General features: G+C 70.8%; 24 protein-coding genes. 21 read left to right on the top strand and 3 right to left on the bottom strand.

Annotated elements, in window-relative coordinates; translation table 11 throughout:
* Positions 1 to 118: 118 nt before the first annotated feature.
* Positions 119 to 1,294 carry a glycosyltransferase family 4 protein gene (locus AB0I88_RS22665; protein ID WP_361027746.1) on the bottom strand — a complete coding sequence of 392 codons (1,176 nt, stop codon included), beginning with the start codon at positions 1,292 to 1,294 and terminating at the stop codon, positions 119 to 121.
* An 81-nt stretch (positions 1,295 to 1,375) separates the two neighbouring features.
* Between AB0I88_RS22665 and AB0I88_RS22660 the strand changes: the two genes are divergently transcribed.
* The 11 genes from AB0I88_RS22660 to AB0I88_RS22610 all read left to right on the top strand — a co-directional run bounded on the left by AB0I88_RS22660 (position 1,376) and on the right by AB0I88_RS22610 (position 14,356).
* Complete coding sequence (locus AB0I88_RS22660) at positions 1,376 to 2,236, top strand: DNA-formamidopyrimidine glycosylase family protein (RefSeq protein ID WP_361027743.1); 861 nt, start codon at positions 1,376 to 1,378, stop codon at positions 2,234 to 2,236.
* A gap of 177 nt (positions 2,237 to 2,413) precedes the next feature.
* Positions 2,414 to 3,973: a sugar transferase gene (locus AB0I88_RS22655; protein ID WP_361027740.1), complete on the top strand. Its 1,560-nt coding sequence runs from the start codon at positions 2,414 to 2,416 to the stop codon at positions 3,971 to 3,973.
* A 304-nt stretch (positions 3,974 to 4,277) separates the two neighbouring features.
* A complete protein-coding gene (locus tag AB0I88_RS22650; RefSeq protein WP_361027737.1) occupies positions 4,278 to 5,477 on the top strand; it encodes a histidine kinase in 1,200 nt (399 codons plus the stop codon).
* 49 nt (positions 5,478 to 5,526) lie between these two features.
* Positions 5,527 to 6,258, top strand: a complete 732-nt coding sequence (locus tag AB0I88_RS22645) for a response regulator transcription factor (RefSeq protein WP_361027734.1) — start codon at positions 5,527 to 5,529, stop codon at positions 6,256 to 6,258.
* Between the two features lie 257 nt (positions 6,259 to 6,515).
* Entirely contained in the window at positions 6,516 to 7,208 is a 693-nt protein-coding gene (locus tag AB0I88_RS22640; RefSeq protein ID WP_361027731.1) for a response regulator transcription factor, read from the top strand.
* An 11-nt stretch (positions 7,209 to 7,219) separates the two neighbouring features.
* The gene (locus AB0I88_RS22635; RefSeq protein ID WP_361027861.1) at positions 7,220 to 8,266 is read left to right on the top strand and encodes an ATP-binding protein; all 1,047 of its coding nucleotides are present in this window, start codon (positions 7,220 to 7,222) and stop codon (positions 8,264 to 8,266) included.
* A 13-nt stretch (positions 8,267 to 8,279) separates the two neighbouring features.
* Positions 8,280 to 9,851 (top strand): DUF4173 domain-containing protein, encoded by a 1,572-nt coding sequence (locus AB0I88_RS22630; protein ID WP_361027728.1) that lies wholly within the window; start codon positions 8,280 to 8,282, stop codon positions 9,849 to 9,851.
* A gap of 31 nt (positions 9,852 to 9,882) precedes the next feature.
* Positions 9,883 to 10,269 (top strand): hypothetical protein, encoded by a 387-nt coding sequence (locus tag AB0I88_RS22625; RefSeq protein ID WP_361027725.1) that lies wholly within the window; start codon positions 9,883 to 9,885, stop codon positions 10,267 to 10,269.
* Complete coding sequence (locus tag AB0I88_RS22620) at positions 10,266 to 11,888, top strand: cation acetate symporter (RefSeq protein ID WP_361027722.1); 1,623 nt, start codon at positions 10,266 to 10,268, stop codon at positions 11,886 to 11,888. The genes AB0I88_RS22625 and AB0I88_RS22620 overlap by 4 nt, the downstream gene beginning before the upstream one ends.
* A gap of 87 nt (positions 11,889 to 11,975) precedes the next feature.
* The gene (locus AB0I88_RS22615) at positions 11,976 to 12,761 is read left to right on the top strand and encodes an ABC transporter ATP-binding protein (protein WP_361027719.1); all 786 of its coding nucleotides are present in this window, start codon (positions 11,976 to 11,978) and stop codon (positions 12,759 to 12,761) included.
* Positions 12,752 to 14,356, top strand: coding sequence for an ABC transporter permease (locus AB0I88_RS22610; RefSeq protein ID WP_361027716.1), 1,605 nt, complete (start codon positions 12,752 to 12,754; stop codon positions 14,354 to 14,356). The genes AB0I88_RS22615 and AB0I88_RS22610 overlap by 10 nt, the downstream gene beginning before the upstream one ends.
* 4 nt (positions 14,357 to 14,360) lie before the next feature.
* Here the strand turns inward: AB0I88_RS22610 and AB0I88_RS22605 are convergent, their stop codons facing one another.
* On the bottom strand, positions 14,361 to 14,507 hold the full coding sequence (locus AB0I88_RS22605) for a hypothetical protein (protein ID WP_361027714.1): 147 nt from the start codon (positions 14,505 to 14,507) through the stop codon (positions 14,361 to 14,363).
* Between the two features lie 189 nt (positions 14,508 to 14,696).
* On the opposite strand from AB0I88_RS22605, the gene AB0I88_RS22600 reads away from it, so the two are divergent.
* Entirely contained in the window at positions 14,697 to 15,440 is a 744-nt protein-coding gene (locus AB0I88_RS22600) for a GntR family transcriptional regulator (protein WP_361027711.1), read from the top strand.
* Here the strand turns inward: AB0I88_RS22600 and AB0I88_RS22595 are convergent.
* On the bottom strand, positions 15,388 to 15,669 hold the full coding sequence (locus AB0I88_RS22595) for a hypothetical protein (RefSeq protein ID WP_361027858.1): 282 nt from the start codon (positions 15,667 to 15,669) through the stop codon (positions 15,388 to 15,390). The genes AB0I88_RS22600 and AB0I88_RS22595 overlap by 53 nt on opposite strands.
* Before the next feature lie 81 nt (positions 15,670 to 15,750).
* Between AB0I88_RS22595 and AB0I88_RS22590 the strand changes: the two genes are divergently transcribed.
* The 9 genes from AB0I88_RS22590 (at position 15,751) to AB0I88_RS22550 (ending at position 24,352) form a co-directional block, all read left to right on the top strand.
* Positions 15,751 to 16,275, top strand: coding sequence for a flavin reductase family protein (locus tag AB0I88_RS22590; RefSeq protein ID WP_361027708.1), 525 nt, complete (start codon positions 15,751 to 15,753; stop codon positions 16,273 to 16,275).
* 118 nt (positions 16,276 to 16,393) lie between these two features.
* On the top strand, positions 16,394 to 16,744 hold the full coding sequence (locus AB0I88_RS22585) for a DUF485 domain-containing protein (RefSeq protein WP_361027705.1): 351 nt from the start codon (positions 16,394 to 16,396) through the stop codon (positions 16,742 to 16,744).
* Positions 16,744 to 18,414 (top strand): cation acetate symporter, encoded by a 1,671-nt coding sequence (locus AB0I88_RS22580; protein ID WP_361027702.1) that lies wholly within the window; start codon positions 16,744 to 16,746, stop codon positions 18,412 to 18,414. The genes AB0I88_RS22585 and AB0I88_RS22580 overlap by 1 nt, the downstream gene beginning before the upstream one ends.
* Positions 18,415 to 18,547: 133 nt before the next feature.
* On the top strand, positions 18,548 to 19,711 hold the full coding sequence (locus AB0I88_RS22575; RefSeq protein ID WP_361027699.1) for an LCP family protein: 1,164 nt from the start codon (positions 18,548 to 18,550) through the stop codon (positions 19,709 to 19,711).
* Positions 19,712 to 19,821: 110 nt separating this feature from the next.
* The gene (locus AB0I88_RS22570) at positions 19,822 to 20,997 is read left to right on the top strand and encodes an LCP family protein (protein ID WP_361027695.1); all 1,176 of its coding nucleotides are present in this window, start codon (positions 19,822 to 19,824) and stop codon (positions 20,995 to 20,997) included.
* A 48-nt stretch (positions 20,998 to 21,045) separates the two neighbouring features.
* Positions 21,046 to 21,381, top strand: a complete 336-nt coding sequence (locus AB0I88_RS22565; protein ID WP_361027692.1) for a rhodanese-like domain-containing protein — start codon at positions 21,046 to 21,048, stop codon at positions 21,379 to 21,381.
* Positions 21,378 to 22,166, top strand: a complete 789-nt coding sequence (locus AB0I88_RS22560) for a glycerophosphodiester phosphodiesterase family protein (protein WP_361027689.1) — start codon at positions 21,378 to 21,380, stop codon at positions 22,164 to 22,166. The genes AB0I88_RS22565 and AB0I88_RS22560 overlap by 4 nt, the downstream gene beginning before the upstream one ends.
* Before the next feature lie 84 nt (positions 22,167 to 22,250).
* Positions 22,251 to 23,405 (top strand): HAMP domain-containing sensor histidine kinase, encoded by a 1,155-nt coding sequence (locus tag AB0I88_RS22555; RefSeq protein WP_361027686.1) that lies wholly within the window; start codon positions 22,251 to 22,253, stop codon positions 23,403 to 23,405.
* Positions 23,406 to 23,476: 71 nt separating this feature from the next.
* Positions 23,477 to 24,352, top strand: coding sequence for a DUF5926 family protein (locus AB0I88_RS22550; protein WP_361027683.1), 876 nt, complete (start codon positions 23,477 to 23,479; stop codon positions 24,350 to 24,352).
* The last annotated feature ends 15 nt before the right edge of the window (positions 24,353 to 24,367 follow it).

Genomic DNA, 24,367 nt, shown 5'->3' with positions numbered 1-24,367 from the left:
CAGTACCCACGAGCTCAGCCCGGTGGGCGCGGCACGGGCTTGAGTGGGCAGGTGCTCGCGTGGGGCGGGCGGGACTGCCGTTGTCTTCGGGGCGGCGAACGCCGTACCGGGGATGGGGTTATCTGTGGGCGTGGCGTGACATGTCCGCGTAGATGGAGATCAAGCGGGGTGTGAGGACGTCGGGGTGGAAGTGGTGCTGGTAGCGGGCTCGGGCCGCCACCGCCGCCGCGGGCGCGCCGGCTCGGGCCAGAGGGAGCGCGGCGGCCAGGGCGACGGGGTCCGGATCGGCGAGCCAGCCGGCCGCTTCGGGACCGGAACCGATCATGTAGGGGATGCCGCCTACCGCAGTACCCAGGACCGCGCGGCCCGTCGACATCGCTTCCAGAATGACCGTCGGCAGGACGTCTTCCCACGTGGGGACGGCGATCACGACCGCTGAGGCTTGGCGGGCCGCGGCCATCCCGGCGCGGTCCAGCGGACCCAGATAGGTGACGTCCGACCGTTCCCGATCAGCTTGCTCGGCCAGCGGCCGGAGTTCGCCGTCGCCGGCGATGCGCAGCGTGCCGAGGCTGCCGTCCGGGTGCCGGCGCCAGGCGTCGAGGAGCAGGCCGAGGCCCTTCTCGGGGGAGAGCCGCGCGCCGTAGAGGAACCCCTCACCCAGCGGTGCGGGGGCGCCGGGGTCGGGGAGGCCGTTCGGCTTGATCACGATGCGGTCGTCCGGGATGCCGTAGTCGGCCAGATGCGCGGCGATCTTGTCGGTGAGCGCGATGTAGCGGTCCACCGAGCGCCAGGTGGGCCGGTGCACGGCCAGCGTGGTCGCCATGATCGCGCTCTGCGCCGCCGAGCCGCGGTAGCAGCGGTTCTTGACCGCCGGCCAGCCGAGCAGCTTGCCACGGCAGTCCCGGCAGTTGTGCCCGTCCCGGAAGTACAGCCCCGACGAGCAGACCTGCCGGTAGTTGTGCACGGTCTGCACCACCGGGACGCCGTGCGCGTGGGCGGTCCGGATCACCCACGGCGAGAGCAGCGGGTACGGGTTGTGCAGATGCAACGCGTCCGGTCTCTCCGCCGTCAGCAGGGCCGCCAGATCACGCTGGGCCTCGGCGCCGTAGACCGGCGAGATCGGCAACAGCGCCTTCCGCGCCGCCGACAGTGAATCGATCGAGTCGGAACTGCGCTGAAACGGCACCACCTCGACGCCGGCCGCGCGAAGCTGGCCGATCTCCGTGTCGACGATGACGTTCTCGCCGGAGGGGATCGCCTCGCGGTACCGGTTGTGCGCTACCACCACCTTCATGGGGCTGGAGCCTAATGGTCCGAACCACGGGGCTCGTTTCGCTCTCTCCTCGTTCGGACGCCGAAACGCTACCGTGAGGGAATGCCCGAACTCCCCGAGGTCGAGGCGCTCGCGGCATATCTGCGTGAGCGGGCGGTCGGCCACACCGTGCAGCGCTTCGAAGTAGCCTCGTTCAGCGCGCTGAAGACTTATGATCCGGCGCCCTCGGCGATCGCCGGCACGCCGCTCTCCGGAGCCGGCCGGCACGGCAAGTTCCTCGACGTCAGCCTCGGCGACGACCTGCACATGGTCGTCCACCTGGCCCGGGCGGGCTGGCTGCACTACCGGGACTCGTTCAAGTCGCCGGCCCCGCTCAAGCCGGGCAGCGGGCCGATCGCGGTCCGGGTGCGGCTGGACGACGGCTCCGGGTTCGACCTGACCGAGGCCGGCACCCAGAAGTCCCTGGCCGTCTACCTGGTGCGGGATCCGGCCGAGGTGCCGGGGGTGGCCCGGCTCGGCCCGGACGCGCTGGCCGTCTCCCGGGACGAGTTCGCCGACCGGCTCCGCGGGCGCAACGGGCAGGTCAAAGGGGTGCTCGTCGATCAGGAGGTGCTCGCCGGGATAGGGAACGCCTACTCCGACGAGATCCTGCATGCGGCCAGGTTGTCCCCTTTCGCGCTCACCGGAAAGCTGACCGAGGATCAACTGGACGCGCTCTACGCCGCGATGCGGGAGATCGAGACGGACGCCGTGCAGCGATCGGTGGGGCAGAAGGCCGCCGAGCTCAAGGGCGAGAAGAGGGCCGGGATGCGGGTGCACGCGCGGACCGGGCTGCCCTGCCCGGTCTGCGGCGACACGGTCCGCGAGGTGTCATTCGCGGACAAGAGCCTGCAATACTGCGCGACCTGTCAGACCGGTGGAAAACCGCTGGCCGATCGGCGGCTCTCCAAGCTGGTGCGGTGATTTTGCCACGAAATCATTACCGTGCGTACATGTAAGGATTGCGGCCGTGACGTCACCTTCTCTCCGGCCGATCCATCGGTATAGTGGCCCGGTCCATGGCAACCGTTGTGACGCGAACGGGTAGCGGCGGACCCGCCGGCGATCCCAAGGTCGTGGCGGTGCGTAATCTTTTTCCGGATGCGGGAGGACGTAGGCGAAGTGACTACTAGCCTGCATCGCCCATCTACCGACAGCAGCCGGAGCAGACCCGTGCGGTACGAGAGCTTCGAGTGGCAGGAACAGCCACCGAGCAACGGGGTGCCCCGAAACGCATGGAGCCGGCCGAGCCGCCGCCTTTCCCGCTGGCACCGGCCGTACACCTTAGCGCTGATCGTCCTCGATCTGCTCTCGGTTCTCGGCGCGAGCTACATCGCCAGTTTCCTCGAGAAGTCGCGGGCCGGTTTCAGCAACTCGGAACTGTTCTTCCTCTTCGCCTACATCGTGCTGCCCCTCGGCTGGCTGCTCCTGCTCTGGACCAACGGCACCTACGACCGCCGTTACCTGGGCCTGGGCAGCGAGGAGTTCAAACGCGTCGTCCGCGCCTCGGTCACCGTGGTGGCCTGCGTGTCGCTGCTGGCCTTCGCCACCAAGACCGACCTGTCCCGTGGGACGGTCGCCACGGTGTCGCTGAGCGCCCTGCTGCTGATCCTCCTCAGCCGGGTGACGGCCCGGCAGGTCCTGCACTTCGCCCGGCGCAGCACCGGCCACGGCGCGCACCGCATGGTCCTGGTCGGCACACTGCCGGAGGCCCTAGAGGTCTACACCGCGGTCACCCGCAGCCCGGCCGCCGGTCTCATCCCGGTCGCCATCCACCTCACCGACGGCTACGCGGCCGCCCGCGGCATCGAGACGCCGGTCCCGGTCTACGCCGGGCGTGACGTGCTGTCGCTGGTCCGTGAGGTCGGCGCCGACACGATCGCGGTCTGCGGCTCGGCCAGCGCCGAGCCCGGCGAGCTGCGCCGCCTGGCCTGGCAGTTGGAGGGCACCGGCGTCGACCTGGTGGTCGCGCCGCAGCTCACCGACATCGCCGGGCCGCGCGTGCACATCCGCCCGATCGAGGGCCTGCCGCTGCTGCACGTCGAGGAGCCCACGCTCTCCGGCCCCGGCTGGCTGGTGAAGAACCTGATGGACCGGGTCGCGGCGGGTCTCGGCCTGCTGTTGATCAGCCCGATCCTGGCGTTCATCGCGATCGGCATCCGGCTCTCCGACCCCGGCCCGGTCTTCTTCCGGCAGACCCGGGTCGGCCACGACGGCCGCACCTTCCGGGTGTGGAAGTTCCGGACGATGTACGTGGACGCCGAGGAGCGCAAGGCCACGCTGGACGAGCTCAACGAGTCCGACGGCATGCTCTTCAAGATGAAGCAGGACCCGCGCATCTTCACCTTCGGCGCGAAGCTGCGGGCCACCTCGATGGACGAGCTGCCTCAGCTGATCAACGTGCTGAAGGGCGAGATGTCGCTGGTCGGCCCGCGCCCGCTGCCCGCCGACGACGGCGACTACCTGGGCGACGTCCGCCGGCGGCTGCTGGTCCGCCCCGGCATGACCGGCCTGTGGCAGGTGAGCGGCCGCTCCGACCTCTCCTGGGACGAAGCGGTCCGGCTGGACCTCTACTACGTCGACAACTGGTCGCTGACGTATGACCTGGGCATCCTGTGGCGCACCATCTGGGTCGTCCTGAAGCGCAAGGGCGCGTACTGAACAGCCGGACCACGTAGGCCGTGCGGCGGCAAGCCGCCCGGCCCGCGTCGTGCGGCGGCAAGCCGCCCGGCCCGCGTCGTGCGGCGGCAAGCCGCCCGGCCCGCGTCGTGCGGCGGCAAGCCGCCCGGCCAGGCCGGCCGCTGGCGCGTCCAGAACACGAGCCCCACCGGACGTGCGTGAGCGGTTGCGCTCCCCAACCCGCGTGTTGATTTCGGGTGCGATCCGCACCCGAAATCAACACGCCTCAGTGCTTTCCGCGGAGCGTCCTTGGCGTGCCGGGCATCGAGGCGTCAGGATCTGTCCCGTGGCCGGTCAGATCGGAAGCGCGGTGGCGGTGCTCGCCGTGCTCGCCGCGCTCGGCACCGCGGTGGTGGCCGTGCTGCGTCTGCGGGCCCGCCGGGGGATCGCCACCGCCATGCAACGGGCCACCTACGACGTCCTGCACACGGCGTCACTGGCGGCGGAACCGCTGCGAGCCGGGCTGAGCACGGCGACGGCCGGTAAGGCGGTCCGGCACCTGCGCTACCTCGTGGGCGCCGTCGGGCTGGCGATCGTGGACGGAACGGACTGTCTCGCCTACGACGGGCGGGGCGGGCACCACACCGAACAGCTCATCGCGGCGGCCCGGCGAGCGGCGAGATCGCGGCGCTCCGTCGTACTCAATGGGTCTGATCTGGTTTGTGACCGGGTGGATTGCGTGGTTCGCGGCGCTGTGGTGGTGCCGCTGAGCGGATCCGACGGTCAGCCGGACACCGTGCTGGTCGCGGTGGCCGACGAGCCGCCGGCGCCGGGCCTCGTGCAGGCGACGCTGGAGACCGCGCGATGGGCCGGTTCGCAGTTGGCGCTGGCCGAGCTGGACTCGTCGCGGGAGCGGCTGGCCCGGGCCGAGGTGCGTGCGCTGCGCGCCCAGATCAGCCCGCATTTCATCTACAACGCGCTGACCGCGATCGCCTCGTTCGTGCGCACCGACCCGGAGCGGGCCCGGGAGCTGATCCTGGAGTTCGCCGAGTTCACGCGCTACTCCTTCCGGGCGCACGGTGAGTTCACGACACTCGCCGAGGAGCTCCGGTCCATCGATCGATATCTCACCATCGAGCGGGCCCGGTTCGGTGACCGGTTGCAGGTGCGGTTGCAGATCGCGCCCGAGGTGCTGCCGGTCGGTCTGCCGTTCCTGTGCCTGCAGCCGCTGGTGGAAAATGCGGTCCGGCATGGTCTGTCCCGAAAGACCGGTGTCGGTATGGTGAGCATCGAGGCGCGCGACGCGGGCGCGGAGTGCCACATCACGGTCGAGGACGACGGGGTCGGCATGGATCCGGAGGTCTTCGGGCGAGACGGTTCGGAGAGTGAGGACGGGCAGCACGTCGGGCTGGTCAATGTGGATGAGCGCCTGCGCTCGGTGTTCGGCGACCACAACGGCCTGATCGTGGAGACGGCCCCCGGAGCGGGTACGAAGGTGAGCATGCGGGTGCCGAAATTCCATCCCCAGGTCCAGGCGTCGGCGTGAGCGGGTTCGAGGAGCTCACGCGGCGCCGGAGCGCAGCGGAGGGGCTGACATGAGCCTCGTGGTGCTGGCCGTCGACGACGAGCCGCCGGCGCTGGACGAGCTGGCGTACCTGTTGAACGCGGACGGCCGGGTGGCACACGTGCACCGGGCGGGCGACGCCACCGAGGCGCTGCGGGTGCTGCGGGACACCGAGGTGGACGCGGTGTTCCTGGACATCCGGATGCCCGGCCTGGACGGCATGGAGCTGGCCCGGATCCTGCGGCGGTTCGCCCAGCCGCCGGCCATCGTGTTCGTGACGGCGTATGACGACGGCGCCGTGGACGCGTTCGATCTGGGGGTCACCGACTACGTGCGGAAACCGGTGCGGGCCGAGCGGCTCGGCGAGTCGCTGCGCCGGGTGGCCGGGCTGCGGTCGGTGCCGCCTCCACCGCCGGACGAGCCGGCCATCCCGGTCGAGTTGGCCGGCTCCACCCGGATGCTGCCGCGCTCGTCGGTGCGCTGGGTGGAGGCGCAGGGCGACTATGCCCGCCTGCACACCGGGGACGCCTCCCATCTGGTCCGGGTGTCGCTGGCGACGCTGGCCGAGCGCTGGGCGAACGCCGGTTTCGTCCGGATCCACCGGTCGTTTCTGGTGCAGTTGCGCCTGGTGACCGAGTTGCGGCTGACCGGTTCCGGCTATGTGGTGGCGGTGGACGGGGTGGAGTTGCCGGTCAGCCGGCGGCACACCCGGGAGCTGAAGGATCGTCTGATTCGGGCCGCCAAGCACGACTGGACCCGTTAATCCACACGGTTATCCACAGGCCCACAGCTTTCTCCACAGAGTTATCCACAGGCCCTCCCCACCTCACCATTTCCTGCCAACCACGATCCGGTGACGCCGCGCCCGCGGTCCGGGGCTGAAAGATCCATCTCCACAGGTTGTTCACAACTCCACCGCCGAGTCTGCCCAGGCGGTCAATAAGCTGCTGGCCACCGGCCGGTGGGCCACGGGGGCGCACCGACCGGAAGCCAGGGCTACGTGAACGGGGTGACGGCGGCGTGGGGACGATCGAACGGCGGATTCTCGTCGTGGAGGACGAACGGGCGATCGCCGACGCCGTGGCGGCCCGGCTGCGGGCCGAAGGCTTCCTGGTGCAGGTCGCGGGCGACGGACCGAGCGCGGTGGCGGCGGCACGGCAGACCCCGCCGGACGCGATCGTCCTGGACGTGATGCTGCCCGGCTTCGACGGCCTGGAGGTGTGCCGCCGGATCCAGGCCGAGCGGCCGGTGCCGGTGCTGATGCTGACCGCCCGCGACGACGAGACCGATCTGCTGGTCGGGCTCGCGGTCGGCGCCGACGACTACATGGTCAAGCCGTTCTCGATGCGGGAGCTGGCGGCCCGGGTGCACGCCCTGCTGCGGCGCGCCGAGAAGGCACAGGTCGCGGCCCGTCCACAGCCCCCGACACTGCGCTTCGGTGACCTGGAGATCAATCAGGGGGAGCGGCGGGTGCTGCGCGGCGGCGCCGAGGTGCATCTGACACCGACCGAATTCGATCTGCTGGTGCATCTGGCGGGGCGGCCGCGTACGGTGCTGCCCCGGGAACGGCTCCTTGCCGAGGTGTGGGGCTGGGCGGACACTTCGGGTACGCGTACGGTCGACAGCCACATCAAGGGCCTCCGCCGGAAACTGGGCGCCGACCTGATCCGCACCGTGCACGGGGTGGGGTACGCCCTGGAGGTGGACCGGTGAGCTCCCGCCTGATGCTGTTCGTCCACAACCTGGTGGCGCCGGTTCTCGCGTACCTACCCCGCCCACTCGACCCGGTCCGGTCGATCAAGGCGAAGCTCTCCCTGGCACTGGGTTTCGCCGGCGGCGTCGGCCTGCTGGTGTTCCTGTGGGCCATCGACTTCTACCGGGTCGACGTGCTGTGGATCGCCATCGCGGCCGCACTGGGCCTGGTCACGCTCCAGGTGATGGCGCACGGCGCGACGGTGCCGCTGCGCGAGATGACGGTGGCGGCCCGGGAGATGGCACGTGGTGACTACACGCGACGGATCCGGACCCGGTCGCAGGACGAGGTCGGCGAGCTGGCCACCGCGTTCAATCAGATGGCCGCCGATCTGGCCGCCGCGGACCGGCAGCGCCGGGAGCTGATCGCCAACGTCTCGCACGAGTTGCGTACGCCGATCACCGCGCTCCAGGGTCTGCTGGAGAACATCGTCGACGGGGTGGCCGACGCCGAGCCGGAGACGATGAGGACCGCCCTGGCGCAGACCGAGCGGCTCAGCCGCCTGGTCGCCGACCTGCTGGACCTGTCCCGGACGGACGCCGGGGTGGTGCCGATGCGGCGTGAGCTGATCGACGTTCCGGCCTTCCTCGACGAGGTGATCCGCGAGGCGACGGTCAACGCCGGCGGCACCGGCCACGACGTGCGTTTCGAGGTGTCCGCACCCCGGCTGCTGATGCACGGCGACCGGGAGCGGCTGCACCAGGTCTTCGCGAACCTGCTGGACAACGCGGCCCGGCACAGCCCGCGCGGTGGGCTCGTGACGGTCCGCGCGGAACGCCACGACGACCACGTGGTTCTCGCCGTCACCGATCAGGGGGACGGCATCCCGCCCGCGGAGCGCGAGCGGGTCTTCGAACGCTTCACCCGGGGCGAGCGGGCCACCGGCGGCGGAACCGGGCTTGGCCTGGCGATCGCCCGCTGGGTGGTGCAGCTGCACCGCGGCACGATCGCCGTCGTCGAGCCCGACGACCGGAGCGGCTGCCACATACAGGTACGACTCCCGCTGCAAGCGGTCTGAGGGGATGAGCGACATGTCTACGGCCGTCAACCAACCATCCACCGGACAAACAGGACAGCTGCACGGGCCGTGGCCGGCTCTCACCCTGCTCGGCCGGCAGTGGCCCGGACCGGGACGCCCGGCCTCGCCGGCCACCGTCGTGGCGGTCCTCGCCGCCTCCGTCGTCGCCGCGCTCAGCGTGCCGCTGGACCGGGCCGGCCTCGGCTGGTTCGTCACCGCCCTGGCCGGCACGGCGGCCCTGATCGTGGCCCGTGTCGTCCGGGCCCCGGAGGCGATCCCGGCGGCGGTCCGGCGCGATCCCGGCCCCGGCTCGTGGGACCGGTTCTTCTGGGGCACGGCCACCGTGGTCCTGCTGGCGACCGGCACCTTCCGGGCGGCCGGCTGGCTGTTCGCGCTGTGCCTGCTGACGGCGACGCTGACCGGCGCGCTGGCGATCACCCACGGCCGGTCGCTGCGGTCGGTGGCACTCACCTACCTGCTGGCCCCGGTTGCCGCCACCCGCGGTGGCCTGTGGCTGCTGCGCGGGATGGCCCGGATCCGCGGCCGGGGCAAGGCCGGCGCCCCGCTGCGGGTGCTGGCCACCGTGGCGGTGTCGATCGCGCTGCTCAGCGTCTTCGGCGCACTGTTCGTCTCGGCCGACGCCGCGTTCGCCCGGATCTTCGAGGCGGCGATCCCGGAGGTCCAGCCGATCACTCTGGTCCGGTGGGTGTTCGTCGGTGGCGTCACCACGGCCGCGCTGGCCGCCGCCGCGTTCCTGCGGGCCGCCCCGCCGGCCGCCGACGACCTGGACCGCGCCGAGGGCCGCAAGGTGAACCGTCTGGAGTGGGCAATCCCGCTCAGCCTGCTGGTGCTGCTGTTCGCGGCGTTCGTGGTGATCCAGCTGACCGTGCTGTTCGGCGGCGACCAGCACGTGGTGGAGACCGACGGGCTGACCTACGCCGAGTACGCCCGCAGCGGCTTCTGGCAGCTCTGCGCCGTGACCGGCCTGACCCTGGTGGTGCTGGCCGGAGCGGCCCGGTGGGCGCCGCGCACCGAACGGGCCGACCGGATCCTGCTGCGTGTGGTGCTCGGCGCCCTGGCCGCGCTCACCCTGGTCATCGTGGCGTCGGCGCTGCACCGGATGAACGTCTACACCGACACTTACGGGCTGACCCGGCTGCGCCTGCTGGTCGCCTGCTGCGAGGCATGGTTCGGGCTGGTCCTGGTGATGGTGCTGGTGGCCGGCATCCGGATCCGGGCGCCGTGGCTGCCCCGGGTGGCGATCGCCGCCGGTGTGCTGGCGCTGCTCGGCCTGTCGGCGGCCGACCCGGACGGCCTGATCGCCGAGAACCACGTGCAACGGTACGAGCAGACCCAGCGGATCGACCTGCCCTACCTGTCGGACCTGTCCCCGGACGCGGTGCCGGCCCTCGCCCGGCTGGACGACGAGGCGTACCGCTCCTGCCTGCTGATGGTGATCGGGGAACGCACCCCGGAGGACGACTGGCGCGGCTGGAACCTGGCCCGCTCGACGGCCCGCGATCTGATCGCCGAACACCCCGAGGACAGTCCCGGCTGGTGCTGGGAACAGGTGACCCGGTATTGACAATCGGCGCGGGACGGACAGACTGCCGAACATGGCCGTCGATCCGTCCCCGCCCGCCCGGACCCGGGTGGTGCTGGCCGACGCCGCCACCCGGCGCAGTGCGGCCGACCGGGCCGGCACCGACCTGGCCGAGCAGACCCCGATCGGTGAGGCGCTGGTCAAAGGCCTGGTCCGGGCACAGTTGGCACTCGCGCTGCGGCTCGCCCTGGTGGTGGCGGCCGGCCTCGGAACGCTGCCGTTGCTGTTCGCCGTGGCGCCCACGGTCGGCAGCGTCAAGGTCTTCGGCGTCCACCTGCCGTGGGTGCTGCTCGGGTTGCTGTCGTTCCCGTTCCTGGTCGGGGTGGGCGCCGCCTACGTCCGCTGGGCGGAACGCAACGAGCAGGATTTCGCGGCGCTGATCCGCAGGCCGGAGCAGTGAACCCGTATCTGGCGCCCGGCCTGGTCCTGGTGGTGCTGCTGACCGTGGCGATCGGCGCGTACGGCCTGCGTTTCGCCCGGACCACATCGGACTTCCTGGTCGCGTCCCGGTCGGTGAGCCCGTCCTGGAACGCGGCCGCGATCAGCGGCGAGTACCTGTCGGCGGCGTCCTTCCTCGGGGTCGCCGGCCTGGTCCTGCGGTACGGCGTCGACGTCCTCTGGTACCCGGTCGGATTCGCGGCCGGCTATCTGGCGCTGCTGCTGTTCGTGGCGGCCCCGCTGCGCCGTTCGGGCGCGTTCACCCTCCCCGACTTCTGCCAGGTCCGGCTGCGGTCGCTGGCGCTGCGCCGGCTGGCGACCGCGTTCGTGCTGTTCATCGGCTGCCTCTACCTGCTGCCGCAGTTGCAGGGGGCGGGGCTGACGTTCAGCACCCTGACCGGCGGCTCGTACGCCTGGGGCGCGCTCGTGGTGAGCGTGGTGGTGACGGCGAACGTGGCGTTCGGCGGGATGCGGGCGATCACCTTCGTGCAGGCGTTCCAGTACTGGCTGAAGTTGACCGCGCTGGCCGTACCGATGATCTTCTTGATCCTGCAGTGGCAGTCGGACGGCCGACCCGAGGTCACCCCACCGGCCGGCGCGGTCTTCCCGGCCGCCACCACCGTGGTGGTGGAACAGGACGCGCTGCTGGACGGCGCCCGCCCGGTCGAGGCCGGGGAGACGCTGTATTTCGCGGCCGGTGACCCGGTGCCGACGGTGAGCACGGTGGACGCCGAGTTCGGTGAGCCCTGGCTGCTGCCCGGCGAGGGCGGCCTCTTCACCACCTATTCGCTGATCCTGGCCACGTTCCTGGGCACCATGGGGCTGCCGCACGTGCTGGTGCGGTTCTACACCAATCCGGACGGCGCCTCGGCCCGCCGCACCACGCTGGTCGTGCTCGCCCTGGTCGGCCTGTTCTACCTGCTGCCGACCCTGTACGGGGTGCTCGGCCGGATCTACACCCCGCAACTGCTGATGACCGGCAACACCGACGCCGTGGTGCTGCTGCTGCCGGAGGCGGCGCTCGGTGACGGCCACCTGGGCCGGCTGCTCGGCGCCCTGGTCACCGCGGGCGCCCTGGCCGCTTTCCTGTCCACCTCGTCGGGCCTGCTGACCAGCGTCGCCGGGGTGATCTTCACGGACGTGCTGCGCTCCGGGCGCAGCGGCTCGATCCGGGACTTCCGGATGGCGACCGTGCTGGCCGCGCTGGTCCCGACCACCCTGGCGCTCTACGTGTCCGACATGGACGTGTCCCGTGTCGTCGGGCTGGCTTTCGCGGTGGCGGCCTCCAGTTTCTGCCCGCTGCTGGTGCTCGGCATCTGGTGGCGGCGCCTCACCGATGCCGGGGCGATCGCCGGGCTGGTCACCGGCGGCGGTGCGGCCATGGTGGCGGTGCTGGTGACGGTGCTCGGCCCGCCGCTGCCGAGTGCGTTCGCCGAGTTCGTGGGCCAGCCCGCCGCGTGGACCGTGCCGCTGGCGTTCCTGGTCATGGTCGGTGTGTCGCTGCTGACCGGGCGCCGGGTGCCGCCGGACGTGGGCGCCACGATGCTGCGGCTGCACGCTCCGGAGTCCCTGCGTACGTGATTCGGGCTGTCATCGAACGGGTGGGCCGACCGCCCGGCCTGCTCGGGTGTTCCCAGAGCAGGCACGGCCCGATACGTTCAGGAGGATATGAACATTCCGGTACAACGCCCGCCCAGCGAGGGCGGCACGGCGGCGATGTCGCTGCGCGGGCTCGTCAAGCACTTCGACACCCGGCTGGCGGTCTGCGGGGTGAGCCTGGAGGTCCCGGCCGGGTCGTTCTTCGGCCTGCTCGGCCCCAACGGCGCCGGCAAGACCACGACCCTCTCCATGGCGGTGGGCCTGTTGCGGCCCGACGCGGGTCAGGCCGTCCTTCTGGGGTACGACGTCTGGCACTCCCCGGCCGAGGCGAAATCCCTGGTGGGGGTGCTGCCGGACGGTGTGCGGATGTTCGACCGGCTGACCGGGGCGGAGCTGCTGGCGTACCACGGTCTGCTGCGCGGTATGCCGGCCGACGTGGTCGACCAGCGTGCCCGGGATCTGCTCGACGTGCTGGAGCTCGGCACCGGCAACCGCACCCTGGTGGTCGACTACTCGGCCGGCATGAAGAAGAAGATCGGCCTGGCCTGCGCGCTGCTGCACGCGCCGAGACTGCTGGTGCTGGACGAGCCGTTCGAGGCGGTCGACCCGGTGTCGGCCGCACTGATCCGCGACATCCTCCAGCGGTACGTGTCGGGCGGCGGCACGGTGGTCTTCTCCAGTCACGTGCTGGAGGTGGTGGAGCGGCTCTGCTCACACGTGGCGATCATGTCGGACGGCGTGCTGCGGATGCACGGGGCGCTCGCCGACGTGCGCGGCGAGCGCTCGTTGCAGGAGGTCTTCGTCCAGGTCGTGGGCGGCCGGGTGGCCACCGGGTCGGAACTGGCGTGGCTCTGACGCCGGGCTCCGGACGGGTCCCGGTCCGGGTCTTCGTCCGGCTCAAACTGCGGATCACCGGCAACAGCCTGCGTGGCCGCCCGGCCCGGATCGTGATGTTCGTCCTGGGTCTGGTCGCGGCGTGCGGGTTCGCCATCCTCGGGTACGCGGCCTTCGCCGTCCCCGGCCTGCTCGGCCGGCCCGCGGCCGCCGCCGTGCTGTTCCCGTTCGGCGGCGCGCTGATCATGCTCGGCTGGGTTTTTCTGCCGCTGCTGTTCTTCGGGGTGGACAACACCCTCGACCCGGCCCAGTTCGCGCTGCTGCCGTTACGCCGCCGCACCCTGATCTCCGGGATGACCGCGGCCGCCCTGGCCGGGCTGCCGGCACTGGCCACGCTCGCCGCGACGGCCGGGACGGTGGACTCGGCGGCCCGGCTCGGCGGTGTCGGCGCGGCCCTCGCCGCCCTGCTCGGCATCGTCTGCGGGCTGCTGCTCTGTGTGCTGCTGAGCCGTGCGGTGATCAGCGCCTTCGCCACCGCGCTGCGCTCCCGGCGGGCCCGTGACCTGGCCACCATCATGCTCGCCGTGGTGACCGCGTCGATCGGGCCGATGGAGCTGGCCCTGCTCGGGCTGCTGAACCGGGCGGACTGGGACGCGGTCGCCGGGATCGCCGAGGTGACCGGGTGGACGCCGCTCGGCGCCCCGTACTCGATGGGTGTCGATGTGGTGGCGGGCCGCGCGTGGGCCGTACCGCTGAAGGTCTTGATCGTCCTGATCGCCGCCGGTGGCCTGCTGCTGTGGTGGAGCCGCACGCTGGAGCGGGCGATGGCCGGGGCGGCCGGCGGCGCGGTGCCCGGCCGGGCGATGGCGCCGGACCCGCGCGCGCCGGTGACGCGGCTGCTGTTCCGGTGGTCGCCGCGATCCAGGTTCGGCGCGCTGACCGCGCGTGAGATCCGCTACTGGTGGCGGGAGACGCGGCGGCGGGCCGCGCTGGTCACCCTGGGCGTGGCCGGCGTCTTCCTGCCGATCACCGCGGCCTTCGCCGGTGGCGGCGAGGGAGCGACCGGCATGGCTTTCGTCGTCGGCGCGATCGCGCCGGTGGCTCTGGCCAATCAGTTCGGGTACGAGGGAAGCGCTTACGCCACCAACCTGGCCACCGGGGTTCCGGGGCGGCTCGAGGTGCACTCGCGGGCGGCGGCGCACGCCCTCTACACGGTGCCGACGCTGGTGCTCGTGGCGGTGGTGACCGGTCTGGTGGCGGATCGCCCGGAGGGGATCGCCGCCCAGTTCGGCACGCTGATGGCCACCTACGGCACGGGTCTGGCGCTGGTGCTGCCGATCTCGGTGCGGTCCGCCTACGCGCTGCCGGACACCAACGGCCCGTTCTCGCTCTCCTCCGGCGGCGGCCTGAGCAAGGCGCTGCCCGGTGCGGCCGCTCTGATCGGCGCGATGGTCGGCGCGCTGCCGGTGGTGTTGCTGGTCTGGATGTGGCCGTGGCTGGGGTTGCCGGTGGGCCTGGTCTACGGCGCGGCCGCCTACTGGCTGGGCGCGAACGTGGCCGGGCGTCTGCTGGATCGCCGGATGCCGGAGTTGCTGGCCGCGGTCACCCCCCGCTGACCGCTCAATGCGGTCTGCGCAGACCGTCCCGTTTCACGAAGATGACCCGCCGCTCGGTCGCCTCCCCGGTGGGCCCGAGCACGTAGCCGTCGATCCAGAGCCAGCCGTCGTAGGTGATCCGTGGGTCGACCCGGATCACCCGGAAGGTCAACGCCCTGCTCCCAGCAAACTGGACACTCGCCGCTGCCCCGATGAACAGCACCTCACCGGCTCGCGGCAACGCTTCACTGATGGTCCGCCTCCCATCCTGCGCCGCCTTCGACATTACACAAATTGTGTAATCCGGTGGCACCCCGTGGATCGTCCACTTTCGAGTCGGAATGGGGCAGCATGATCGGTCATGAGGGCCATCGATCCCGAGATACCCGACGACGGGCACCGATCCCGCCAGCGGCAACTCGCCGGTGATCTGCGCGCCCTGATCCTCGCCGGCGACATCGGCCCGGATCAGCGGCTGCCGAGCACCGCCGAACTGACCCGCCGGTACGGGGTCAACAACCAGACCGTCACCCGCGCCCTCGCCATCCTCAAGGCCGAGGGGCTGGTGACCGGCCACCGGGGAAAGTCGGTGACCTCCACCCGGCGCCGGCCCGCGGTGGTCCGGGCCGGTCATTACCCGGCGCCCATCGCGCCCGGCCGAGACGCCGTGTTCCAACTGCTCGAGGTGGCCGAGAGACCGGCCCCCGCACAGGTGGCACTGGCCTTCGGCATCGTGACCGGCACGCCGGTGCTCTGCCGGCATCAGATGCTCGTGCTGGACGGGGAACCGGCCGAGCTGGTCTGGGCGTACTACCCGGCCGAGGTGGCCCGGGGCACCGCGCTGGCCGAGGACCGGCGGATGCCCGGCGGCTCGCCGAGGGTCCTGGCGGCACTCGGCCACCCGTTACGGCACGCGATCGACCAGGTGTCGGTGCGGCCCGCCACGGTGGCCGAGTTCCTGGCGCTGCGACTGGCCGGTGACATCCCGGTGCTGCGGCAGTTCCGGATCGCCTACACCGGCGACGACCGGCCGATCGAGGTGACCGTGATGGTCAAGGCCGGTCAACAGTTCGAGATCCGTTACGAGCTTTCGGGACCCGGCTGACCGGCCGCTGCTCCGCGGCGGGCCGCAGGCCGTCCCGGCGGACGAAGATGCGCCGGCGCTGGAGCGCGTTGCCGGCCGGATCGAGCACGTAGCCGTCCAGCCACATCCACCCGTCGTAGGTGACCCGCGGGTCGACCCGGATGATCCGCAGGTCCAGCGCCCGGTCTCCGGAGAACTGCACGCTCGCGTCGGGGCCGACGTGGACGACGTCGCCGGGGCGGAGCATCACCTGAGTCATGCCTAGAAAATAGTTGTTGATCAATAAATCGGCATAGCGTCATGCGCGATCTGTAAACGAGAGAATGATCGGATGAATCCCGAGGAGCCGGGTGGGCGTATCCACTCCACCGATCCGTTCGCCGTCCCGGAGACCGGGAAGTCGCAGGTACGGCGTCTCCGCGGCCGGTTCGCGGCGACCGTGACGCTGTGGACCGCGCCGGGCCCGGCCGGGCTGACCGTCTCGTCCGCCGTGGTCGCCGACGGGGACCCCGGCCGGATGCTCGGGCTGATCGACGAGGAGAGCGACCTCTGGGAGGCGATCTCCACCGCCGGGCGGTTCGCCGTCACCCCGCTCGGCCCCGGCGACCGGCGACTGGCCGACCGGTTCGCCGGGCTCCTCCCCGCGCCGGGCGGCCCGTTCGCGGCCGGCGAGTGGCGGCAGACCGAGTTCGGTCCGGTCCCCGCACACGCCACCACCTGGGCCGGGTGCCGCCTCGAGGAGAGCCGTCCGTGCGGATGGGCGCTGCTACTCGACGGGGTGATCGAACGCGTCGAGGCCGGAGACGCCGGGTCGCCTCTGATCCACTATCGGGGCAGGTACACCGAACCGGCATGACTGCCGCTCAGCGCAGTCAGGCCGCCACTCAGCGCAGACCTCGACCGGCGGCCGGTGACGCGGCTCACTCCTTCGTACGGTGCCGGAAAGTCCGCCCCCACGAAGGTGGTGAAACCCCGTGCCGGCATCCGCCGAGAGATATCTCGAGGTGCAGAACTCCGAGGAGTTCGCTCAACTGCGCCACCGCTTGCGCAGCTTCATCTTTCCGACGACGGTCGCGTTCATCGTCTGGTACTCGCTGTATGTGCTGCTCTCCGCGTACGCGCGGGATTTCATGGGCATCAAGCTGGTCGGCAACATCAACGTCGCGCTGGTCTTCGGCGTCCTCCAGTTCGTCTCGACGTTCCTGATCGCCTGGTACTACTCGCGGTACGCGGCGCGGAAGCTGGACCCGCTGGCCGACAAGATCCTGCACGACATCGATGAGACGCCCGCGGCCGCCACCACCGCCGAGGGGAGCCAGGACTGATGGCTCCACAGCTCCTCGCCGCCGAGGCGTCCAGTTCCCGGTCGCTGACCATCACCCTGTTCCTGATCTTCGTGGCGATCACGCTGGGGATCACCGTCTGGGCCAGCCGGCAGACCAAGACCGCCACCGACTTCTACGCCGGCGGCCGTCAGTTCTCCGGCTTCCAGAACGGCATGGCCATCGGTGGCGACTACATGTCGGCGGCGTCCTTCCTCGGCATCGCCGGCATCATCGCCCTGTACGGCTACGACGGCTTCCTCTACTCGATCGGCTTCCTGGTCGCCTGGCTGGTGGCCCTGCTGCTGGTCGCCGAGTTCCTGCGCAACTCGGGCCGCTACACGATGGCCGACGTGCTCGCCTTCCGGATGCGTCAGCGCCCGGTGCGTACCGCGGCCAGCGTCTCCACCATCGTCGTGTCGGTGTTCTACCTGATCGCCCAGATGGTCGGCGCCGGCGCGCTGGTGTCGCTGCTGCTGGGCATCAAGCCGGACACCACCTTCCTGGGCATGGACGCGGACACCGCCAAGGTCGCCACGATCATCCTGGTCGGCGCCCTGATGATCATCTACGTGACGGTCGGCGGCATGAAGGGCACCACGTACGTCCAGATCGTCAAGGCGTTCATGCTGATGGGCGGTGCCCTGATCATGGTGCTGATGGTGCTGGCGCACTACAAGTTCAACCTGTCGGCGCTGCTCGGCGACGCCGCCGCGCAATCGGGCAAGGGTGACGCCTTCCTCGAACCCGGCCTCCGGTACGGCGTCGAGACGGCCGGCGACGCGGCGAAGACGTTCTACAGCAAGATGGACCTGCTCTCGCTGGGCCTCGCGCTGGTCCTCGGCACGGCCGGCCTGCCGCACATCCTGACCCGCTTCTACACCGTGCCGACCAGCCGGATCGCGCGCAAGAGCGTGCTCTGGGCGATCGGCATCATCGGCACCTTCTACCTGTTCACCCTGGCCCTCGGCTTCGGCGCGGCGGCCCTGGTCGGCGGCGCGAACATCACCGCCCAGGACAAGGCGGGCAACACCGCGGCGCCGCAGCTCGCCCAGCAGCTCGGCATCGAGTATCTCGGCGGCAACACCGGCGGCGCGATCATGCTGGCCGTCATCGCGGCCGTCGCCTTCGCCACCATCCTGGCCGTGGTCGCCGGCCTCACCCTGGCCTCGTCGTCGAGCCTCGCGCACGACTTCTACGCCAGTGTGATCAAACGAGGCACCGCGTCCGAGCGGCAGGAGGTCGGCGTCGCCCGGATCGCCGCCCTGATCATCGGCGCCGTCTCGATCGCCCTGTCGATCTTCGCGCAGAGCCTGAACGTGGCGTTCCTGGTGGCGCTGGCGTTCGCGGTGGCGGCGTCGGCGAACCTGCCGGCGATCCTCTACAGCCTGTTCTGGCGGAAGTTCAACACCGCGGGCGCGCTCTGGTCCATCTACGGCGGTCTCACCACCGCGGTCGTCCTGGTGTTCTTCTCGCCGGTCGTCTCCGGCTCGCCCACCGCGATGTTCCCGGATCAGGACTGGCAGTGGTTCCCGCTGTCCAACCCCGGCATCATCTCCATCCCGCTCGGCTTCTTCTTCGGCTGGCTCGGCACGGTCATCACCAAGGAGACCGACCCGGAGAAGTACGCGGAGCTCGAGGTCCGGTCGCTGACCGGGCACGGCGCACACTGAGACCCCACCCAGTGCACGGGCCGGCGTAGTCGCCGACGCCGGCCCGTGACCGCGCGACTACTCTCCTCCTACCTTCGTGCCGAAGCGTGCCGAGCCAATGGATCAGCGGCATCGACTCCGTAACCTGGATGGCATGTCAGCCACCACCTCCCCCAGCGGCAACTCTTCCGGACGAGCGTCCGTGCCCGGCCGTCCCGAGTCCCGGGACTGGTCCCCGCGAGGTGGATCCGGACCCGCCGGACCGGGCGGCCCCCGTGGCCCGATCGGTCCCGGCGGTTCGGGCCGCTCCTACCGCGGTCGTCGCCCGCGGCCCCGCTGGGGCCGGATCGCCCTGGTGCTGGGCGCGGTGGTCGTGGTGCTCGCCGTGATCGCCGGCATCGCGGCGTACGGCTACGTCTCCGGGCTCGACGACGATCTGAAACGGACCAACGCCTTCTCCGACATCACCACGGACCGGCCGGCCAAGACGGTCGAGGGCGCCTTCAACATCCTGCTGGTCGGCAGCGACTCGCGTGACCCGGACGCCAAGAAGGACGGGGCGAACCAGTGGCGCGCCGACACGCTGATCCTCATGCACGTGCCGGCCGACCACAAATCCGCGCAGCTCATCTCGATCCCGCGTGACCTGTGGGTGGTCATCCCGAGCGAGAACAACGCGCCGTGCAGCTCCGGCAGCCGAGCCAAGATCAACGCGGCGTTCGCCTTCGGTGGGCTGCCCCGCGCGGTCCGCACCGTGGAGTGCATGACCGACGTGCGCATCGACCACGTCATGGCGATCGACTTCGGCGGCTTCAAGGAGGTCACCGACGCGCTCGGCGGTGTCGACCTCTACGTGGAGCAGGACACCAAGTCCATCCACAAGCCGTTCCGCCAGTTCAAGAAGGGCATGATGCACATGAACGGCGCACAGGCCCTGGACTGGATCCGGCAGCGCAAGCAGTTCGCCCGCGGCGACTTCGCCCGCATGCAGCACCAGCAGGATTTCCTCAAGGCGATCATGGACAAGGCGGCGAGCAGCGGGACGCTGTCCAACCCGGCGAAGCTGAACGCGTTCCTGAACTCCGCGACGGCCGCCGTCACGGTCGACGAGAACTTCTCCCTCAAGGACATGGTTCTCCAGTTCCGCAGCCTGCGCGGCGAGAACCTGACGTTCCTCACCAGCCCGAACAAGGGCAGCGAGACGATCAACGGCCAGTCGGTGGTGGTCTCCGACCGGGAGAAGGCGCTGGCCCTCTACAAGGCGGTCGCCGACGACAAGGTGGACGAATGGCTCAAGGCGAACCCGGTGAAGAAGTAAGTATCGGCTGTCGGACAGCTGTGACTTCATCCTGAAACCCGAGAGATCTTCAGAGAACGCGGTTTCTGTCCGTAAGGTGATGCAGCCCCCGATCTTCCCAGGAGCGCTGCATGACCGTCGTGGATCACCGGCAGCCATCGCCGCAGGACGACGCCGACCGGCCCGAGGTGCCGGCGGCGCCGCCTGCCGTCCCCCGCAAACGGCGCTCGCCGCTGTGGGCACGGCTCACCACGACATTCGGCGCGGTGCTGCTGGTGGCGAGCGCCGGCGGGCTGGCCGGCGGCAAGATCATGATCGAGCAGACCACCTCGACGATCGCGGTCCGTGACCTCACCGGCGACGCGAAGAAGACCGTCGAGGAGGGTGGCGGCAGCACCCTCGAGGGCCCGATCGACATGCTGCTGATGGGCGTGGACAAGCGGGAGAGCTGGTCCGACGACACCCTGCACGCGGACACCATCATCATCCTGCACATCCCGGCCACCCACGATCAGGCGTTCCTGATCTCGGTGCCACGGGACACCGAGGTGAAGGTCCCGGCGTTCACGCCGAGCAAGTACGAGGGCGGGACGGTCAAGGCCACCGAGGCGTTCTACTGGGGCGCCCAGAACGGCGCCGGCGCGTCCGGTGGCGCGCAGTTGCTGGCCAAGACGCTGAAGAACATGACCGGGATCAGTTTCGACGGTGCCGCGATCATCAACTTCGGCGGCTTCAAGAACGTGATCGACGAACTGGGCGGCGTGGACATGTGCGTCGACCAGCAGGTCAGCTCGAAGCACCTGGTGCTCGTCGACGGCAAGCCGATGTACCTGGCCGACGCGAAGAAGGCCGGCGAGTCCGGCAAGGCGGTGGTGCACAAGGTGGGCTGCCGGGAGATGGAGGGCTGGGAGGCGCTCGACTACGCCCGTCAGCGTTACGGCCTCGAGAACGGTGACTACGACCGGCAGCGCCACCAGCAGCAGCTGATCAAGGCGATGGCCACGAAGGCGTCCGAGGGCGGGATCCTCAGCAACCCACTCAAGATCAATCCGCTGATCAAGGCGGCCGGCAAGGCGTTCACCCTCGACACCGGGAAGATCGAGATCACCGACTTCGTGCTCGGGCTGAAGAACGTCGCGGCCAACGACCTGGTCCTGCTGCGCACCAACAACGGCACCTTCTCCGGCAACAGCAGCGGGCGGGAGGTGTTCAACGAGACCAGCCTGAAGATGTTCCAGGCCGTGAAGAAGGACACCCTCGCCGAGTTCGTCCTCGACCACCCGGACGTCATCGCCAACGAGAAGTAGCCCCCGCCACCGGAGCGGACCGAAGGCTGCCCAACTACGCTGTCTTCCGTGTTCGGACCTCAGGTTCCCAGCGTCACCGCTGATCAAGTCGCTCCCGGCGCCTACCTGCTCGACGTGCGCGAGCCGGACGAGTGGACGGCCGGCCACGCGCCCGGCGCCAATCACCTGCCGATGATGGAGATACCCGCCCGGATGGCCGAGGTGCCGTCCGACGGTGAGGTCATCGTCGTGTGCCGTGCCGGCGGCCGCTCCGGCCAGGTCGTGGCCTACCTGATGAACAACGGGTGGGACAACGTGCGCAACCTCGAAGGCGGCATGCAGGCGTGGGCCGCCCTCGGCAAAGACATGGTGAGCGAGGACGGGCAACCGGCCCGCGTCCTGTGACCGGGCACCGTCCCCTCGTCTTCGCGCACCGAGGGGGCGCCGACGCACTGCCCGAGCACACGCTCGGGGCCTATCTGCGCGCCCTCGACGAGGGCGCCGACGGCCTGGAGTGCGACGTCCGGCTGACCCGGGACGGTCACCTGGTGTGCGTGCACGACAGCCGACTGGACCGCACCAGCAACGGCCGGGGCCGGGTCAGCTCGAAGACCCTGGCCGAGCTGAACGCGCTCAATTTCGGCTCCTGGCATCCCGGTTACCCGGCCGACACCGAACTGCCCGACCTGTCCCGGCTGCTCACCCTGGAGCGCCTGCTGGACGCGATCCGGTCGAGCGGCCGCCCGGTGCGCCTGTTGATCGAGACCAAACACCCGTCCCGGTACGGGGCCGAGGTGGAGCGCCGGCTGATCCGGATGCTGCGGCACTTCGGTCTGGCCGAACCGAAACCGGACGACGACGTACAGGTGACGGTGATGTCGTTCGCCGCGCTCGCGCTGCGCCGGATCCGGGCACAGGCGCCCGCCCTGCCGACCGTCTACCTGCTGGAGCTGGTGCCACCGGGAGTCGGCCGTGGCCGCCTGCCGTTCGGGGCACGGGCCGCCGGACCCGGCGTCGACCTGGTCCGGGCGCGGCCCACCCTGCTGCCGGCGATCAAGGCGGCGGGCCATCAGGCGTACGTCTGGACGGTCAACGAGCCGGCCGATCTGGAGATGGTTCTGGAGCACCGCGTGGACGGCGTGATCACCGACCGTCCCCGGTTCATCCTGGACCACCTCGCGGGGATGTGACGTGCACCACTGGGTGCCGGTCAACCGCAGGGTTCGCTTAGGTTCATCTGCCCAAAAGCCGCCGAGCGAGGCAAACTCGCAGGCATGCCGGACCGTCCCGACTACGCGGCGCTGACCCGGGGTCAGATCGCGGTCCTCGACCGCGTCGACTCCGGTGAAGCCGGTCTGTCCGTGCTCCAGCAACTGGTCCGGCTCGCCGCGGAGACCCTCGGCGCCCACGCCGCCGGTTTCGCCGAACTCGCCGCCGACCACGGCCGGATCATCGCCGCCACCGGGGTGTGGGCCCGCGCCGTCGGCCGCCGGGTCGACCATCCGGGCGACCGGCTGCCCGACGACGAGTTCCTCCGCCTCGTCGACGGCGGCGACCCGCGGCGGATCCTCGGCGCCCGGTGCGCCGACGGCGAGCAGGCCGTCGGCTCCCTGCACGTCTACCTCGACGGCGAGCCCGGCCCCGAAGACCAGGACGTGCTGCGGCTCCTGGCCTGCCTGATCGGCCGGCTCTACGCGAAGCGCGCCGGCCTGCCCGCCCACGGTGCGCCCGCCCCCGAGCAGGCCCGCCGTGACGCCGACCGCGATCTCTGGCTGGCGGTCACCAGCCACGAGCTGCGCACCCCCGTCACCGTCATCAAGGGGTACGCGGACACGCTCACCAACCACTGGGAGACCCTCGGCGAACCCGGCCGGCGCGAGGCGGTCCGCGTGATCGGGACCCGGGCCGGTGAGCTGGCCCGGCTGGTGGACCGGCTGCTCTCCGCCGCCAGCGAGGAGGACGGCTCGGTGGGCGCCGCCCCGGCCGGTCCGTTCGACCTGGTGGAGGCGCTCCGCGAGGCGGTCGGTGAACTACCCGGCGACCTGCGTGCCCGGCTGCTGCTCGGGGATCTGCCGGCCGACCTGCCGAAGGCGTACGGGCACCGGGACTCGATCACGACCATCCTCACCGAGCTGGCCACCAACGCCGAGAAGTACTCGGACCCGGACGGCACGGTCGAGGTCTGTGCCGGCGCGGAGGACGACACGCTGCGGTTCCGGGTGTCCGACCGGGGCGCCGGGATCGCGCCGGAACACGTCGAGCACGCCTTCGACCGCTACTGGCAGGCCGATCCGGGACCGCACCGGCCCGGCGCCGGACTGGGTCTCTACCTGGTCCGGCGGCTGGTGGAGCGGCAGAACGGCTGGGTCTCGCTGCGCCCGCGGGAGGGCGGCGGCACGGTCGCCGAGGTGCGCCTGCCCCGGGCGTGACACTTTCCAGCGACACACCGGGGGTGGCCCACGTCACCGGTTCGCGGGAGGGACGCTTACGCTGGTTCCCCGTGAGCAAGCGTCGCAAGTCCCGCGAAACCGCACCGAAGACGAAGGTGCGCGACATCTTCGTCGCCCGGCCCTTCGAGGGCCTGGCCGACGAGCCGGAATGGGTAGCCCTGCGTGAGCTGGTCCCGGCCGCCTCCGCGCCGCTGACCTTGAAACCGGAGATCGTCGAGGAGTACGGCGACCGCTCGGTGATCCTCTCCACCGTGCTGCCGATGGCGTGGCCCGCCATGTCCCGCCGGGACGGCAAGATCTTCATCGGCCTCCAGCGGCACCTCCAGTCCGGTGACGTCTCCCGCGACCTGGCGGTCGCCATCCTGAACGCGCTGGCCACCGAGCCGGGCAACACCGTGTCGGTGCCGGCCCTTCCCGGTGCGGGCCCGCGCCTGCAGGACCTGCTGGTCGACGACCCGCTCGAGATCACCATGCAGGACGGTTTCGAGTACTGGCTGGACGCCGAGCAGATGCAGGACGCCACCGTGAAGGCGTCGCTGGAGCGGGCCAACGCCTCGATCTACCCGACCGTGCGGATGGCCGCGGCCCACGCCGCCTACTGGTGCCGGGTGGCGCCGGACAAGAGCCACATCCGCTGGGTGCTGGCCGAGCCGGAGGACCGGGCGCTGGACGCGCTGTCCCGGCTCTCCGCCGCCGGGGAACTGCTGCTCGGCGAGGACACCAAGTTCGCCGGCATGTTCCGGGCGCACGGTCTGCTGGTCCCGGTGTGGGACATCCCGGGCGAGCCGGAGGGCGCCGAGTTCGAGGCGGCGCTGGCCGACTTCGCCAAGCGGTACGCCGACATCCTCGCCGTCGACGAGCCCTTGGACGCCGCGGCCCGCCGCGCCAAGCAGGGCCTGATCGGCCGCCAGCTCACGTTGCGCTGAGCGCGTTGAAAGCGT

Origin of the sequence: Actinoplanes sp. NPDC049802, assembly GCF_040656595.1 — a bacterium.
Lineage (GTDB): Bacteria > Actinomycetota > Actinomycetes > Mycobacteriales > Micromonosporaceae > Actinoplanes.
This window is presented reverse-complemented; position numbering and strand designations above follow the sequence as displayed.

Bases quoted from the DNA above. Each gene is read 5' to 3' on its own strand.
- AB0I88_RS22570 (WP_361027695.1), top strand. From the start codon at position 19,822: ATGACCGTCGTGGATCACCGGCAGCCATCGCCGCAGGACGACGCCGAC.
- AB0I88_RS22630 (WP_361027728.1), top strand. From the start codon at position 8,280: ATGTCTACGGCCGTCAACCAACCATCCACCGGACAAACAGGACAGCTG.
- AB0I88_RS22660 (WP_361027743.1), top strand. From the start codon at position 1,376: ATGCCCGAACTCCCCGAGGTCGAGGCGCTCGCGGCATATCTGCGTGAG.
- AB0I88_RS22625 (WP_361027725.1), top strand. From the start codon at position 9,883: ATGGCCGTCGATCCGTCCCCGCCCGCCCGGACCCGGGTGGTGCTGGCC.
- AB0I88_RS22555 (WP_361027686.1), top strand. From the start codon at position 22,251: ATGCCGGACCGTCCCGACTACGCGGCGCTGACCCGGGGTCAGATCGCG.
- AB0I88_RS22635 (WP_361027861.1), top strand. From the start codon at position 7,220: ATGCTGTTCGTCCACAACCTGGTGGCGCCGGTTCTCGCGTACCTACCC.
- AB0I88_RS22615 (WP_361027719.1), top strand. From the start codon at position 11,976: ATGAACATTCCGGTACAACGCCCGCCCAGCGAGGGCGGCACGGCGGCG.
- AB0I88_RS22600 (WP_361027711.1), top strand. From the start codon at position 14,697: ATGAGGGCCATCGATCCCGAGATACCCGACGACGGGCACCGATCCCGC.
- AB0I88_RS22665 (WP_361027746.1), bottom strand. From the start codon at position 1,294: ATGAAGGTGGTGGTAGCGCACAACCGGTACCGCGAGGCGATCCCCTCC.
- AB0I88_RS22655 (WP_361027740.1), top strand. From the start codon at position 2,414: ATGCGGGAGGACGTAGGCGAAGTGACTACTAGCCTGCATCGCCCATCT.
- AB0I88_RS22590 (WP_361027708.1), top strand. From the start codon at position 15,751: ATGAATCCCGAGGAGCCGGGTGGGCGTATCCACTCCACCGATCCGTTC.
- AB0I88_RS22575 (WP_361027699.1), top strand. From the start codon at position 18,548: ATGTCAGCCACCACCTCCCCCAGCGGCAACTCTTCCGGACGAGCGTCC.
- AB0I88_RS22580 (WP_361027702.1), top strand. From the start codon at position 16,744: ATGGCTCCACAGCTCCTCGCCGCCGAGGCGTCCAGTTCCCGGTCGCTG.
- AB0I88_RS22645 (WP_361027734.1), top strand. From the start codon at position 5,527: ATGAGCCTCGTGGTGCTGGCCGTCGACGACGAGCCGCCGGCGCTGGAC.